Origin of the sequence: Paenirhodobacter sp., from assembly GCF_050177655.1 — a bacterium.
Classification (GTDB): domain Bacteria; phylum Pseudomonadota; class Alphaproteobacteria; order Rhodobacterales; family Rhodobacteraceae; genus Rhodobacter.
Window position 1 is genome coordinate 60,126 of sequence record NZ_JBFXGV010000002.1, and the last position, 15,463, is coordinate 75,588.

Consider the following 15,463-nt stretch of genomic DNA (forward strand, 5'->3'; position numbering starts at 1 on the left):
CGCCTCGCGGCCACAAGTTGCGCAGCTCTTGGGCACGCCCCCCGATCCGGCCGGGGCGCCGCGCCACGACATCCGGCGCGATCCGAAGGCGGGCGATGGCCCGCCTCCGGTCCCCGCATCGGTCAGCCGACCACGTTGAAGGCCGGACCGTAGGGATATTTCGTGATGTCCTCTGCCCCCTCGGCGCCGATCACCAGAATGTCGTGCTCGCGATAGCCGCCGGCGCCGGGCAGGCCGAGCGGCAGCGTCAGCATCGGCTCCATCGAGATCACCATCCCCTCCTCGAGCACGGTGTCGATGTCCTCGCGCAGCTCGAGCCCCGCCTCGCGGCCGTAGTAATGCGAAAGCACGCCGAAGCTGTGGCCATAACCGAAGGTGCGGTACTGCAAGAGATCCCGCTCGGCAAAGAAGGCGTTGATCTGGGCGGTGATCTCATCGCACCGGGCGCCGGGTTTCAGCAGGCTCATGCCATATTCATGCGCGGCGACATTCGCCTCCCAGATCTTCCGGCTCGCCGCATCGACCTCACCCACGAAGAGCGTGCGTTCGAGCGCGGTGTAATAGCCCGAGATCATCGGAAAGCAGTTGAGCGAGAGGATATCGCCGCGTTTCAGCTTGCGCGCGGTGACGGGGTTATGCGCGCCATCGGTGTTCAGCCCGGACTGGAACCACACCCAGGTGTCGCGATATTCCGCATCGGGGAAGCGCGCGGCGATCTCCGCCTCCATCGCGTCGCGCCCGGCCATCGCCACGTCGATCTCGCGCAGACCTTCCTTGATCGTGCCATGGATCGCAAAGCCGCCGATATCGGCCACCGCCGCGCCATGGCGGATCAGCTCGATCTCGGCGGGCGATTTCACCATCCGCTGCGCCATCGTGCCCGGCGCGATATCGAGCCCGCGGCCCGGGCGCAGGAAATGGTTGAACTTCTCGGCATTGACCATGGTCAGATGATCGGCCTCGACCCCTACCGCGCGGCCGGTGCCGATCACATGGGCGACGGCGCGCCAGTAATTGTCGCGCGCCCAGTCGGTATAGGTCAGGCTTTCGCCGTGGCAGCGCCGCCAGGGCTGGCCCGCGTCGATCCCGGCCGAGATCAGCACCGAGCGGTCGGCGGTGACGACCAGCCCATAGGGCCGGCCGAAGCTGCAATAAAGAAAGCCCGAGTAATAGGCGATATTGTGCATCGAGGTGAGCAGGCAGGCGTCGAGCCCGTGCAGCGCCATCAGATCGCGCAGCCCGCCAAGGCGCGCCTCGTATTCCTCGGGCGCGAAAGGCAGCACCACCTTTTCGCCGTTCTCGCAGCTGTAGAATTCGGGTCTTTGCATCATCGTCTCCGTGGGATCGCCAGGATCCCGAAAGATCCCGGCGTTCAGGACGATCGCAGCGCAGCTGCAAGCATCGGGCGACTGCCCTGTGGCGACGCCATCGCCACGGCTCGCAGGCATCGTGCCAAAGCGCGGCGCCCCGCGCAATCCCCTCAGTGATTGCGGCCGGGGTCCGCCGGATAGACGCCGAGCAGGTTCATATGGGTGGTGAAATAGCGCAGCTCGTCGAGCGCGAGGCGGACATTGGTGTCGTCCGGATGCCCCTCGATATCGGCGTAGAACTGGGTCGCGGTGAAATTGCCGTCGACCATGTAGCTTTCCAGCTTCGTCATGTTCACGCCATTGGTCGCGAAACCGCCCATCGCCTTATAAAGCGCGGCGGGGATGTTGCGCACCTGGAACACGAAGGTCGTCATCATCCGGCCATGGCCGCGGCGTTTCAGATCCGGCTCGCGCCCCATCACGAGGAAACGGGTGGTGTTGTGGGCGTGATCCTCGATGTCATGGGCGAGCACCTCGAGACCGTAGATCTCGGCGGCGAGATCGGAGGCGAGCACGCCCTCGCCCGGCGTCTGCGTGCGGGCGAGATCGGCGGCGGCGCCGGCGCTGTCGGCGGCGGCATGGCCGACGATCTGATGCTCGCGCAGGAAGCGCGCCGATTGCGGCAAGAGCACCAGATGCGCGCGCACCAGCTTGATCTCCTCGAGCTTGCGCCCGGGCATGCTCATCAGCGCGATCCGCACCCGCACGAAAAGCTCGTCATGGATATGCAGCCCCGACTCGGGCAGCAGGCGGTGGATGTCGGCCACGCGGCCATAGGTCGAGTTTTCGACCGGCAACATCGCGAGATCGGCGTCGCCGCGGCGCACCGCCTCGATCACCTCCTCGAAGGTGGCGCAGGGCATCACCTTCATCCCGGGCCGCGCCTGACGGCAGGCCTCGTGCGAATAGGCGCCCAACTCCCCCTGAAAGGCGATCACACCGGTCTGATGCGTGGTCATGCCGTCTTCCTCCTGTTTCGGCGTTCCCTATACCGCGCCGCGCCGCAGGGGAAGCGGCGGGATGCGCGAAATCCCCGTGTTTCGCGGGGATTTCACCCCTCCCACCCCGAAACATCCTTGAAACGAAGCCCCCAAACCGGATAGATGCGGCAAAACTGGACAGCCAACCTCGGGGAGAGCCATGCTCAATTCGACCACCTTCACCAAGGCCGTGGGAGGCGTGCTGGTCGCCTTCCTCGTCTTCCTCATCGCCAACTGGGCCTCGAACGGGCTCTTCGCGCTGCATTCGCCCGCCGCTCCGGCCGAAGGCGAGACGCAGGTCGCGATGATGACGGCCGCCCCGGGTGGTGACGCCCCCGCCGCGGACGCCGCCCCGGCGGCCGAAGCCGCGCCGGTCGACGTGGCCGCGATCCTCGCCGAGGGCGACGCCGCCGCCGGCGAGAAGGTCTTCGGCAAGTGCAAGGCCTGCCACAAGACCGACGGCACCAATGCGGTCGGCCCGCATCTGAACGGCGTGGTCAACCGCCCGACCGGCACCGTGCCCGATTTCAGCTATTCGGACGCGATGAAGAGCCATGGCGGCGACTGGACCCCGGAGAACCTCTTCGCCTATCTCGAAGATCCCAAGGGGGTGGTTCCGGGCAACAAGATGTCCTTCGCCGGCCTGAAGAAACCGGCCGACCGCGCGAATGTCATCGCCTATCTCGAGACGCTGCAGTAAACGCGGCCCCGCAGATCGCGAAACCGACCGAAAGGCCGCCCCCGGGGCGGCCTTTTGCATGGCTCGCGGCGCTCTCACGCTATTGCAACTTGCCCCCGCCGCCCCGCGCCGCTTTAGTGGCCAAAACCAAGAGGGGAAGCGGATGCGGGTGACGGCAGCGGTGAGGGCGCGGGATGCGCGAAACGCGACGATGCGGATGGGCGGGGCGCTGCTCCTCGGCGCCGCGCTGCTCACCGGGCTCGCGCAGGCCGCCCGCGCCGAGGACACGATCACGGCAAGTGCGATCGCGACGCTCGGCTCGCTGAAATACGCGCCCGATTTCCAGCATCTCGACTACGTCAACCCGGATGCGCCGAAGGGCGGCGAGATCTCGGAATGGGCGCCGGGGGGGTTCGACAATTTCAACCCCTACACGATCGAGGGCCGCGCCGCGGCACTCTCGAACGGCCCGCATGAGGCGATGCTCACCGGCACCGCCGACACCGTGGGCGAGGCCTATTGCCTGCTTTGCGAGAGCCTCGAATATCCGCCCTCGAAGGATTGGGTGATCTTCACCCTGCGCCCGGGGATCACCTTCTCCGACGGCACGCCGATGACCACCGACGACGTGCTCTTCTCCTACGAGCAGTTCCGCGACAAGGGGCTCTCGAGCTTCCGCGCCGTCGTCGCGCAGCAGATCGCCTCGGTCGAGAAGCTCGACGACCGCCGCGTGAAATTCACCTTCAAGCCCGACTATCCGCGCCGCGACATCATCCAGACCGCGGGCGGGCTGCCGGTGCTCTCGAAGGCGCAGTTCGAACGCGACCACCTCGACCTCGAGAAAAGCTCGAACGAGGTGCTGATCGGCTCCGGCCCCTATATGTTCGACAGCGCGAAGGACGGCCGCACCGTGGTCTGGAAGCGCAACCCCGACTACTGGGGCCGCGATCTGCCGATCAACCGGGGCCGCTGGAACTTCGACAAGATCCGCGTCGAATATTACGGCGATTACCAGGCCGCCTTCGAGGGGTTCAAAGGCGGCACTTATACGTTCCGCAACGAGGCCTCCTCGATTTCCTGGGCGACGGGCTACACCTTCCCCGCCTTCAAGAACGGGCAGGTGATCAAGGCCGAACTACCGAACGGCAATATCGCCTCGGGCCAGGGCTTCGCGATTAACCTGCGCCGCGAGAAGTTCCAGGACATCCGCGTGCGCGAGGCGCTGGGGCTGATGTTCAACTTCGAATGGGCGAACGAGACGCTGTTCTACGGGCTCTATTCGCGCATCAACTCGATCTGGGAGAACTCTCCCCTCGCCGCTTCCGGCGTGCCCGAGGGCGAGGAGCTCGCGCTGCTCAAGCCGCTTGCCGCCGATCTGCCCGAAGGGGTGCTGACCGATCCTGCGGCGATGGCGCCGGTTTCCGGCCCCCGCCAGCTCGACCGCGGCAACATGCGCAAGGCGGCGGCGCTGCTCGACGCGGCGGGCTGGGTCACCGGCGACGACGGCATGCGCCGCAACGCGAAGGGCGAGACGCTGAAAGTCGAATTCCTCAATGACGACCAGAGCTTCGATCGCGTCATCAACCCCTATGTCGAGAACCTGCGTGCCCTTGGCGTCGATGCCGCGATGGCGCGGGTCGATGACGCGCAATACGAGAACCGCCGGGCGAGCCATGACTTCGATCTCATCACCACCCATTTCGGGCAGGAGGAGATCCCGGGCGCCGGCTTGCAGCAATATTTCGGATCGGGCTCGGTGGGCGACGTGTTCAACGCCGCGGGCATCGCCAATCCGGCGATCGACAAGCTGATCGCGCTGGTCGAGGCGGCGACGACACATGAAGAGCTCAATCCCCGCGTCCATGCGCTCGACCGGGCGCTGCGATCGCTCTATTTCTGGGTGCCGCAGTGGTACAAGGCGGCCTATACCGTCGCCTATTACGACATGTACGAGCACCCGGAGACGCTGCCGCCCCATGATCTGGGCGAGCTGGATTTCTGGTGGTATAACGCCGAAAAAGGCGAAAAACTGAAGGCCGCGGGCGCGTTCTGATCCGGGTCTCGAGGGGGCAGAAGGCATGGGCGCCTATCTTCTGAGGCGGTTGCTACTCATCATCCCGACGCTGTTCGGGATCATGCTGATCAATTTCGCGCTGACGCAATTCGTCCCCGGCGGGCCGATCGAGCAGATCATCGCCAAGGTCCAGGGCGAGGCCGACGCGACGCGCAACATCTCCGGCGGCGCCGATGCCGGCACCCAGGCCCAGGGCGCCGAGGACAACGGCTATCAGGGCGCGCGCGGCATCTCGCCCGAGCTGCTCGCCCAGCTCGAGGTGCAGATGGGCTTTTCGCGGGTGGTCTGCGCGCCGGGCTTTGCCGGCACGCCCGATCTGAAGGATCCCGCCTGCCACAAGGAAAAGATCGGCGCGACCGAGCGTTTCGTGAAGATGATGGGCGATTATCTGCGCTTCGACTTCGGCAAGAGCTTCTTCCACAACAAGACCGTGGTCGAGCTGGTGCTGGAAAAGATGCCGGTCTCGATCTCGCTTGGCCTCTGGTCGACGCTGCTCGCCTATCTGATCTCGATCCCGCTCGGCATCCGCAAGGCGGTGAAGGACGGCACCAGTTTCGACACCTGGACCTCGGCCACCGTGATCGTCGCCTATGCGATCCCGACGCTGGTCTTTGCGGTGCTCTTGATGGTGCTTTTCGCCGGCGGCAGCTACTGGAAGGTGTTTCCGCTGCGCGGCCTCACCTCGGACGGCTGGGATCAGATGTCGCTGATCGGCAAGGCGCTCGATTACCTCTGGCACATCACGCTGCCAGTGATCGCGATCACGATCTCCTCCTTCGCAACGCTCACGCTTTTGACGAAGAACTCCTTCCTCGACGAGATCAACAAGCAATATGTCATGACCGCCCGCGCCAAGGGCCTGACCGAGGGCCGCGTGCTTTACGGCCATGTCTTCCGCAACGCGATGCTGATCGTGATCGCGGGCTTCCCGGGGCTGTTTCTCAGCGTGTTCTTCTCCGGCTCGCTCATCATCGAGACGATGTATTCGCTCGACGGTCTCGGCCGGCTCGGCTTCGAGGCAGCGGTGAGCCGCGATTACCCGGTCGTCTTCGGCACGCTTTATGCCTTTGGCCTGATCTCGCTGGTGATCGGCATTCTCAGCGATTTCACCTATGTGCTCGTCGATCCGCGGATCGACTTCGAGAAGAGGGCGGGCTGATGGCGCTTTCGCCGCTCAACCAGCGCCGCTGGCGCAATTTCCGCGCCAACCGGCGGGCCTTCTGGTCGCTGATCCTGTTCGGCACGCTCTTCATCCTCTCGCTCTTTGCCGAGGTGATCGCGAACGACAAGCCGATCGTGGCGAAGTACCGGGGCGAATATTTCTTCCCGGTCTACCGCTTTTACCCCGAGACCGCCTTCGGTGGCGATTTCCGCACCGAGGCGCTCTATCGCGACCCTTCCGTGCAATGCCTGATCGTCACCGGCGGGCGCGAGGAATGCTGGGACACGCCCGAGGACACGATGGCCGAGGCGGAAAAGACCGGCATGGTTGCGGGGGAAAAGATCGAGCGCGGCTGGATGCTCTGGCCGCCGATCCCCTACCATTACCGCACCATCAACAATGTCGGCGCGGCGCCCTCCGCGCCCGATGGCAAGCACTGGCTCGGCACCGACGACACCGCGCGCGACGTCGCGGCGCGGGTGATCTACGGCTTCCGGATCTCGGTGATGTTCGCGCTGATCGTGACGCTCGTCTCCTCGGTGATCGGCGTCGCCGCCGGTGCCGTGCAGGGCTATTTCGGCGGGCGCGTGGATCTGATCTTCCAGCGCATGCTGGAGATCTGGTCCTCCACCCCCTCGCTTTACGTCATCATCATCCTCTTCGCGATCCTCGGGCGTTCGTTCTGGCTGCTCGTCGGCGTCACCATCCTCTTCGGCTGGCCCGCGCTCACCGGCGTCGTTCGCGCCGAGTTCCTGCGCGCGCGCAACTTCGAATATGTGCGCGCGGCCCGGGCGCTTGGCGTGTCGGACCGCGTCATCATGTTCCGCCACATCCTGCCCAACGCGATGGTCGCGACGCTGACGATGCTGCCCTTCGTCATCACCGGCGCGATCTCGGGCCTCGCCACGCTCGATTACCTCGGCTACGGCCTGCCCTCCTCCGCGCCCTCGCTGGGGGAACTGGCCTTGCAGGCGAAACAGCACCTCAACGCGCCCTGGCTCGCCTTCACCGCCTTCTTCACCTTCGCCACGATGCTCTCGCTCCTCGTCTTCATCTTCGAGGGCATCCGCGACGCCTTCGACCCGAGAAAGGTGTTCCGATGAGCCCGGTCCTGTCGGTCGAAAACCTCCGCATCTCCTTCAAGCAGGACGGCAAGGTCGTTCCCGCGGTGAAGGGGGTCAGCTTTGCCGTGGGCAAGGGCGAGACCGTCGCGCTGGTGGGCGAGAGCGGCTCGGGCAAGTCGGTCACCGCGCTTTCGACGGTGGCGCTGCTCGGCGGCAATGCGCTCCTCGAAGGCTCGGTCAAATACGACGGGCGGGAGATGATCGGCGCCGACGAGGCGCGGCTGCGCGAGGTGCGCGGCAACGACATCTCCTTTATCTTCCAGGAGCCGATGACCTCGCTCAACCCGCTGCAGACGATCGAGCGGCAGATCGGCGAGAGCCTCGCGCTGCATCAGGGGTTGCAGGGGGCAGCCGCGCGCGCACGGATCCTCGAGCTGCTCACCCGCGTCGGCATCAACGATCCGGAGACGCGGCTGCAGGACTATCCGCATCAGCTTTCGGGCGGGCAGCGGCAGCGCGTGATGATCGCGATGGCGCTGGCCAACGGCCCCGAACTGCTGATCGCGGACGAACCCACCACCGCGCTCGACGTCACCATCCAGGCGCAGATCCTCGAATTGCTGGCGGAACTCAAACGCGATCTCGGCATGAGTCTCCTGTTCATCAGCCACGACCTCGGCGTGGTGCGGCGCATCGCCGACCGGGTCTGCGTGATGCAGAACGGCGAGATCGTCGAACAGGGCCCGGCGGAGGAGATCTTCGCCAATCCGCAGCATCCCTACACGAAAAAACTCCTCGCCGCGGAGCCGAAGGGCCACGCCGATCCGGTGCCCGAGGGGGCGGAGACGCTGCTCACCACCGAGCATCTGAAGGTCTGGTTCCCGATCCAGCGCGGTTTCATGCGCAAGGTGGTGGGGCACGTCAAGGCGGTGAACGACGCCTCGCTCAGCCTGCGCGCGGGCGAAACGCTCGGGATCGTCGGCGAAAGCGGCTCGGGCAAGACGACGCTGGCGCTCGCGGTGATGCGGCTGATCGCCTCGGAGGGGCCGATCGTCTATGCCGGGCAGGACATTTCCCGCTGGCAGGCAAAGCAGTTGCGCCCGCTGCGCCGCGACATGCAGATCGTGTTCCAGGACCCGTTCGGCTCGCTCAGCCCGCGGATGACGATCGAGCAGATCATCGCCGAGGGGCTCACCGTCCACGGTGTCGATCCCGGCCGCAACCGGCGCGAGATGGTGACCGAGATCATGGCCGAGGTCGGCCTCGACCCCGCCGCGATGTCGCGCTATCCGCACGAATTCTCCGGCGGGCAGCGCCAGCGCATCGCGATCGCGCGCGCGATGATCCTGCGCCCCCGCGTCGTCGTGCTCGACGAGCCGACCTCGGCGCTCGACATGACGGTGCAGGTGCAGATCGTCGAGCTCCTGCGCGAGTTGCAGCGCCGCCACGGCCTCGCCTATCTCTTCATCAGCCACGACCTGCGCGTGGTGCGCGCGCTCGCCCACAAGGTGATGGTGATGAAGCGCGGCGATGTCGTCGAGGCCGGCCCCGCGCGCGAGATCTTTTCCGCCCCGAAAACCGATTACACCCGCGCGCTGATGAGTGCCGCCCTGGGAGCAAGCGTTTGAAAGTCCTCTTCGTTCACCAGAATTTCCCCGGCCAGTTCCCCCATCTCGCCCCCGCGCTCGCCGGCCGCGGCCACGAGGTGCTGGCGCTGACCGCCGAGACGAACAACCGCCCCACGCCGGTGCAGGTGGTGAAATACCGCAAGCCCGCCGAGGTGAAGATCGAGCCGCGGCTGACGAAGATGTATGCCGATGTCTCCGAACGCGGGCTGAAGGCGGCGCTGGCGGCGCGGCAGATGCGCGATCAGCACGGCTATACGCCCGACGTGATCTTCGGCCATTCGGGCTGGGGCGAGACGCTCTATCTCAAGGAGGTCTGGCCAGAGGCGAAGCTCTTGATCTATGCCGAGCTGATGTATCGCACCACCGGGCTCGACACCGATTTCGACCCGGAATTCGCCCGCCCTTCGCTCGAAAGCCGGATCTCGACCACCGCGCGCGCGGCGCATCTGATCCAGGCGATGGTGCAGGCCGATGCCGCGCTGAGCCCGACCCGGTTCCAGGCCTCGACCTTCCCGCCCGAGCTGCGCGCGAAGATCACCGTCTGCCATGACGGCATCGAGACCCGCCGCGTCGCCCCGAACCCGCAGGCCAGCTACACCGTGCCCGGCACCACGCTGACCTTCCGCCCGGGCGACGAGGTGCTGACCTTCGTCAACCGCTCGCTCGAACCCTATCGCGGCTTTCACAGCTTCATGCGCGCCCTGCCCGCGGTGCTCGCCGCGCGCCCCGAGGCCCATGTGCTGATCATCGGCGACGAGGGGCAGAGCTATGGCGCTGCGCCGAAGGATGCGACAAGCTGGAAGCAGAAGATGCTCGACGAGGTCGCCGGGCGGCTTGACCTCTCCCGCGTGCATTTCCTCGGCCGCGTGCCCTATCCCGATTTCCTCTCGGTCCTGCAGGTCGGGCGGGCGCATGCCTATCTGACCTATCCTTTCGTGCTCAGCTGGTCCTCGATGGAGGCGATGGCGGCCGGGGTGGCGCTGATCGGCTCCGACACCGCGCCGCTGCGCGAGGTGGTGACCGACGGGGTGAACGGACGGCTCGTCGATTTCTTCGACGTGCCGGGCTGGTCGGCGGCGCTGACCGACGCGCTGGCGAACCCGGAAAAATATCTGCCTCTGCGCGAGGCGGCGCGGCGCACGATCGTCGAGAATTACGATCTCGCCACCCATTGCCTGCCGCGGCTGATCGAATTCGTCGAAAGCGCCGGGCCGCGCGCCGCCGCCCCTTGACCGCTGCGCCGCGGCGGTGAACTCTCGCCGCGATGGGCCGCTTTCTTCTCACCCGAACGCTGTCGCTCGCGGCAAGCCTGCTCGCCGCGAGTGTCGTGATCTTCGCGGCGCTGCAGCTGATGCCGGGCGATCCCGCGCGCTACATGCTGGGGCTCAACGCGGCGCCCGACACGGTGGCGGCGCTGCGCGAGGCGATGGGGCTCGATGCGCCGATCGCCAGCCGCTACCTGCACTGGATCGCGGGGATGGCGCGGGGCGATTTCGGGTTGAGCTACACCTACAAGGTGCCGGTCGCCGGGCTGATCGCCGACCGGCTCGCGCTCTCGCTGCCGCTCGCGGCGCTGTCGCTCGCGCTCTCCACCGCGCTTGCACTGCCCGTCGGGCTGATCGCCGCCGCACGGCGCGGGCGCGCCGCCGACGCGATGCTGATGGGGGCGACGCAGCTCGGCGTCGCGGTGCCGAACTTCTGGTTCGCGATGCTGCTCGTCACGCTTTTCGCGCTGCGCCTGCACTGGTTGCCGGCGGGCGGCTTCCCCGGTTGGGCCGATCCGCTTGCCGCGCTGCGCGCCCTCGTGCTGCCCGCGCTCGCGCTTGCCCTGCCGCAGGCCGCGATCCTCGCGCGCGTGCTGCGCTCGGCGCTGATCGAGGCGCTGGCGCAGGACTACATCCGCACCGCGCGCGCGAAGGGGCTGAGCCGCGCGCAGGCGCTCCTCCACCACGCGCTGCGCAATGCGCTGATCCCGGTGCTGACGATCCTCGGCATGCAATTCTCCTTCCTGCTCGCCGGCGCGATCATCATCGAGAACGTGTTCTACCTGCCGGGCCTTGGCCGGCTGATCTTTCAGGCGATCACCCAGCGCGACCTGATCGTGGTGCAATCCGCCGTGTTCCTGCTCGTCGTCGCGGTGATCATGGTGAGTTTCGTCACCGATCTCGCCTATGCCGCGATTGACCCCCGGTTGCGGAGGCGCGGATGAGGCCCGCCCTTGCCCTTGGCGCGACGCTCTCCGCCGCGGCCCTTGCCGCCGCGCTTTTGTCGCTCATCTGGACGCCCTGGGATCCGACCGCGCTCGCCATCGCGCACAAGCTGCAGCCGCCCTCGGCCGCGCATTGGTTCGGCACCGATCATTTCGGCCGCGACATCGCCTCGATGCTGATGGCGGGGGCGCGGGTCTCGCTCGCCACAGCGCTTCTGGCCGTGGCGATCGGGCTTGGCCTCGGCGTGCCGCTCGGCCTTGCCGCGGCGGCGCGGCACGGCGGCGCGCTCGATGCGCTGATCGCGCGGCTCAACGATCTGATCTTCGCCTTTCCCGCGCTCGTCACCGCGATCCTGATCACCGCAAGCTTCGGCCCCTCGGCCACCAATGCGACCCTCGCGATCGGGCTTTTCAACATCCCCGTCTTCGCCCGCGTCACCCGCGCCGCGGCGCTGCCGCTCTGGACGCTCGACTTCACCGCCGCCGCCCGCGTCGCCGGCAAGCACCGCCCGCTGATCTCGCTCGAGCACATCCTGCCCAATATCGCGCCCTATCTGATCGTGCAGGCGACGATCCAGTTCTCGCTCGGCATCCTCGCCGAGGCGGGACTGAGCTATGTCGGCCTTGGCGCACAGCCCCCGACCCCAAGCTGGGGCCGCATGCTGGCCGAGGCGCAGACGATGGTCTCCCTCGCGCCCCATGTCGCGATCTTCCCGGGGCTCGCCATCGTGCTCACCGTGCTCGGGCTGAACCTGCTTGGCGACGGGCTGCGCGACGCGCTCGACCCGCGGCTGCGGGAGCGGCGCGCATGAGCCTGCTTGCCATCGACACCCTCTCCGTCACGATCGACGACACGGAAATCCTGCGCGAGGTCTCGCTCACGCTCGCCCCCGGCGAGATCCTCGGCCTCGTCGGCGAAAGCGGCTCGGGCAAGTCGATGACGGCGCTTGCGGTGATGGGCCTGCTGCCCCATCGCGCGGCGCGCGCGGGCGCGATCCGCCTCGACGGGCGCGAGATCACCGCGCTCGACGAACCTGCGCTCTGCCGGCTGCGCGGCGCCGAGGTCGGCATGATCTTCCAGGAGCCGATGACCGCGCTCGACCCGCTGATGACGATCGGCGATCAGGTCGCGGAGACGCTGCGCATCCACCGCCACCTCGGCCGCGCCGAGGCCCGCGCCATCGCCCGCGAGCGGCTCGACCGCGTCGGCCTGACCGAGCCGCGCTTCCCGCTCACGCTCTACCCACACGAGCTCTCGGGCGGGCAGCGCCAGCGCGTCGCGATCGCGCTCGCCATCGCGCTTCGCCCGCGCCTGCTGATCGCCGACGAGCCGACGACGGCGCTCGACGTCACCACCCAGGCCGGCGTGCTGAGCCTGCTGCGCGACCTCGTGCGGGAGGAGGGGATGGGCCTGCTGCTCATCACCCACGACCTCGCCGTCACCGCGACGATGGCCGACCGCGTGGCGGTGATGCAGGCCGGGCGCATCGTCGAGGAAGGGCCGACCGAGGCGCTCTTCCGCGCACCGAAGGTGCCCTACACCCGCGCCCTGCTCGCCGCGGCGACGCCGCGCCCGGCGGCACCGTCGCAGGAGTATTTGGACCAAGAAAAAACAGATGCGTCTTTTTCTTGGCAAAAATACTCGAAATCCGACGCTGCCCCGCTGCTCGCCGTCGAAGGGGCTGTGCGCCGCTACCGCCTGCCGCGCCCTTCCCCCTTCGCGCCGCATCCCGAACTGCGCGCCGTCGATGGCGTCAGCTTCACCCTCGCACCGGGCGAAAGCCTCGGCCTCGTCGGGGAATCGGGCTGCGGTAAATCCACCCTCACCCGCGCGATCCTCGGCCTCGACCCGCTCAGCGCCGGGCGGATCACGCTTTCGGGCCATGCCGTCTCGCCGCAGATGCCGCGGCAGCGGCGCACCGATGTGCAGGCGGTGTTTCAGGACCCCTATGCCTCCTTCGATCCGCGCCAGCGCGTCGAGCGGCTTCTGGCCGAGCCCTTCCACCTCACCGGCCGCCCCGACGACTGGCGCGCGCGCGTGGCGCAGGCGCTCGAGGAGGTCGGCCTTAGCCCCGGCGACGCCACGAAATACATCCACGAGTTTTCCGGCGGCCAGCGCCAGCGCCTTGCCATCGCGCGCGCGCTGATCATCCGACCGAAGCTGATCGTGCTCGACGAGGCGGTCTCCGCGCTCGATCTGCGGATCCGCGCGCAGGTGCTCGAGCTTCTCGCCCGGCTGCAGCGCAGCCACGATCTCGCCTATCTCTTCATCTCGCACGACCTCAACGTGGTGCGCGCGGTGACCCAGCGCTGCCTCGTGATGCAGGCGGGCAAGATCGTCGAGTCGGGGCCGACCGAGCGGCTTTTCACGGCACCCGAACACTCCTGCACGCAGCGCCTGCTTGCCGCCGCGCCGCGCATTCCGGCAGAGTGGCAGGCGGAGGCCGAGGACCGGGGCGCCGCCCCGGACCCCGAGGTATTTTCGGCAAGATGAAAGGGAGCGAGCGATGCGCACCGGGCCGCGGAACCTGATCACCGATGTCGCCGGGCTGATCGTCGGCAATGCCGAGGACGCGGGCTTGCGCTCGGGCGTGACCGTGCTCACCGCCGAGCGGCCCTTCACCGCCGCGGTCCATGTGATGGGCGGCGCCCCCGGCACGCGCGAGACCGACCTGCTCGCCCCCGACCGGCTGGTGCAGGAGGTCGATGCGCTGGTGCTTTCGGGCGGCTCGGCCTTCGGGCTCGAGGCGGCCTCGGGCGTGGCCGAGGGGCTGCGCGCAGCCGGGCGCGGCTTTGCCGTGGGCGAGATCCGCGTGCCGATCGTGCCGGGCGCGATCCTCTTCGATCTGCTCAACGGCGGCGAGAAGCGCTGGAGCGAAAACCCCTACCCAACGCTCGGCCGCGCGGCGCTGGCAAGCGCGGGGCGCGAGTTCGCGATCGGCTCGGCGGGGGCCGGCTATGGCGCGATGACCGGGAACCTGAAGGGCGGGCTCGGCTCGGCCTCCGCGCGGCTCGAAAGCGGGCTCACCGTGGGCGCGCTCGTCGCGGTGAATGCGCTGGGATCAGCGACGGTGGGCGAGGGCCGGTCGTTCTGGGCCGCGCCCTGGGAGATCGGCGCGGAATTCGGCGGCCTCGGTGCCGCGCGCGCCTATCCCGCGACGGCGGAGCCCGCGCCCACGAAGCGGCTGGGCGAGGCGACGACGATCGCGATCGTCGCCACCGATGCCATGCTGACGAAGGCGCAGGCGGCCCGCATGGCCGTCGCCGCGCATGACGGCATGGCGCGCGCGCTGGTGCCGAGCCACACGCCGCTCGACGGCGATCTCGTCTTTGCGGCGGCGACCGGGGCGCGCCCGCTCACCGATCCGCTCGCCGATACTTTCGCGCTCGGCCATGCCGCGGCGAACTGCCTTGCCCGGGCGATCGCGCGCGCGGTCTTTGCCGCGACACCGATGCCGGGCGACCTGCAGCCAAGCTGGCAGAGCCTGCGCTAGCCGAGCAGCGCCTCGAGCAAGGGCGATGGCCCCTCGAGCCCCTCGATCACGTTGAAATGGTGCCGCTCCGGTTCGATCGTGAGCGGGCAATGCCAGGCCGCGGCGAGGCCCCGCGCCTGCTCGAGGAAGACCGGCCGCTCGCGCGCGCCGACCCAGACATGCACCGGCACCTCGGGCGGCGGGCAATGGATCGGGCTTTCCGCCACCGCCTCCTGCGCATCGAGTTGCAGCGCCGCGTTCATCGAGGTGCGCATCAGCGGCGCAAGATCGGCGAGCGGCGAGATCGCCACCACCTTCTCGATCGCGGCCCGGGTCTCGGGCGCGAGCACCCCGGGGCAGAGCATCCGCGCCGCCAGATGCCCGCCACCGACCTGGCCGCAGATCCGGATCGGGCCGCCCAGACGCCGGTGCAGCACCTCGACCGCCTGCACCATCTGCCGGGTGATGCCGCTGATGCGCTGCTCGGGGCATTGCGCATAGGAGGGCAGCGCGACCGCCCAGCCCTCGGCGAGCGGGCCACGCGCCAGATGCGACCAGCCCTTGCCATCGAGATGCATCCAGTAGCCGCCGTGAAAGCAGATGACGAGGCCGCGCCGCCGCCCCTGCGGCTCGAAGAGGTCGAGGCGCTGCCGCTCCCCCGGGCCATAGGGCAGGTCGAGCTGCGCCATCCCCGCCGCCAATGCCGCGCCGCGAAAGGCCGCCGCCGTCTCGGCCCAGAGCGCGGGGTAATGCGGACCTCCCGGGGCATAGGCCATATTGGCATAGGCGTCGTCCAGATCGGTCACTTTCCCCTCCTCACTTTC

13 protein-coding genes are annotated in these 15,463 nt (G+C 68.1%); 10 read left to right on the forward strand and 3 right to left on the reverse strand.

Features of this window, described 5'->3' with window-relative positions; genetic code table 11:
- Positions 1 to 122: 122 nt before the first annotated feature.
- Both AB7U46_RS01390 and AB7U46_RS01395 read right to left on the reverse strand, forming a co-directional pair.
- Positions 123 to 1,328, reverse strand: coding sequence for an aminopeptidase P family protein (locus tag AB7U46_RS01390; RefSeq protein WP_428335136.1), 1,206 nt, complete (start codon positions 1,326 to 1,328; stop codon positions 123 to 125).
- A 152-nt stretch (positions 1,329 to 1,480) separates the two neighbouring features.
- Complete coding sequence (locus AB7U46_RS01395; RefSeq protein WP_428335137.1) at positions 1,481 to 2,329, reverse strand: prephenate dehydratase; 849 nt, start codon at positions 2,327 to 2,329, stop codon at positions 1,481 to 1,483.
- A 181-nt stretch (positions 2,330 to 2,510) separates the two neighbouring features.
- On the opposite strand from AB7U46_RS01395, the gene AB7U46_RS01400 reads away from it, so the two are divergent.
- From AB7U46_RS01400 to AB7U46_RS01445, 10 genes are all read left to right on the forward strand, one after another.
- On the forward strand, positions 2,511 to 3,050 hold the full coding sequence (locus AB7U46_RS01400; RefSeq protein WP_428335138.1) for a c-type cytochrome: 540 nt from the start codon (positions 2,511 to 2,513) through the stop codon (positions 3,048 to 3,050).
- Positions 3,051 to 3,192: 142 nt separating this feature from the next.
- A complete protein-coding gene (locus AB7U46_RS01405; protein ID WP_428335139.1) occupies positions 3,193 to 5,082 on the forward strand; it encodes an extracellular solute-binding protein in 1,890 nt (629 codons plus the stop codon).
- A 25-nt stretch (positions 5,083 to 5,107) separates the two neighbouring features.
- Positions 5,108 to 6,262 (forward strand): microcin C ABC transporter permease YejB, encoded by a 1,155-nt coding sequence (locus tag AB7U46_RS01410; RefSeq protein ID WP_428335140.1) that lies wholly within the window; start codon positions 5,108 to 5,110, stop codon positions 6,260 to 6,262.
- Complete coding sequence (locus AB7U46_RS01415) at positions 6,262 to 7,368, forward strand: ABC transporter permease (protein WP_428335141.1); 1,107 nt, start codon at positions 6,262 to 6,264, stop codon at positions 7,366 to 7,368. Before AB7U46_RS01410 ends, AB7U46_RS01415 begins: the two co-directional genes overlap by 1 nt.
- A complete protein-coding gene (locus tag AB7U46_RS01420) occupies positions 7,365 to 8,957 on the forward strand; it encodes an ABC transporter ATP-binding protein (protein ID WP_428335142.1) in 1,593 nt (530 codons plus the stop codon). Before AB7U46_RS01415 ends, AB7U46_RS01420 begins: the two co-directional genes overlap by 4 nt.
- The gene (locus AB7U46_RS01425) at positions 8,954 to 10,189 is read left to right on the forward strand and encodes a glycosyltransferase (RefSeq protein ID WP_428335143.1); all 1,236 of its coding nucleotides are present in this window, start codon (positions 8,954 to 8,956) and stop codon (positions 10,187 to 10,189) included. The genes AB7U46_RS01420 and AB7U46_RS01425 overlap by 4 nt, the downstream gene beginning before the upstream one ends.
- A 32-nt stretch (positions 10,190 to 10,221) precedes the next feature.
- The gene (locus AB7U46_RS01430) at positions 10,222 to 11,166 is read left to right on the forward strand and encodes an ABC transporter permease (RefSeq protein ID WP_428335144.1); all 945 of its coding nucleotides are present in this window, start codon (positions 10,222 to 10,224) and stop codon (positions 11,164 to 11,166) included.
- Complete coding sequence (locus AB7U46_RS01435; RefSeq protein WP_428335145.1) at positions 11,163 to 11,978, forward strand: ABC transporter permease; 816 nt, start codon at positions 11,163 to 11,165, stop codon at positions 11,976 to 11,978. The genes AB7U46_RS01430 and AB7U46_RS01435 overlap by 4 nt, the downstream gene beginning before the upstream one ends.
- Entirely contained in the window at positions 11,975 to 13,660 is a 1,686-nt protein-coding gene (locus AB7U46_RS01440) for an ABC transporter ATP-binding protein (protein ID WP_428335146.1), read from the forward strand. The genes AB7U46_RS01435 and AB7U46_RS01440 overlap by 4 nt, the downstream gene beginning before the upstream one ends.
- 13 nt (positions 13,661 to 13,673) lie before the next feature.
- Entirely contained in the window at positions 13,674 to 14,660 is a 987-nt protein-coding gene (locus tag AB7U46_RS01445) for a P1 family peptidase (RefSeq protein WP_428335147.1), read from the forward strand.
- On the opposite strand, the gene AB7U46_RS01450 is transcribed toward AB7U46_RS01445, so the two are convergent.
- Positions 14,657 to 15,445, reverse strand: coding sequence for an alpha/beta hydrolase (locus AB7U46_RS01450; protein WP_428335148.1), 789 nt, complete (start codon positions 15,443 to 15,445; stop codon positions 14,657 to 14,659). The two genes, AB7U46_RS01445 and AB7U46_RS01450, sit on opposite strands and share 4 nt — an antisense overlap.
- Positions 15,446 to 15,463 lie beyond the last annotated feature (18 nt).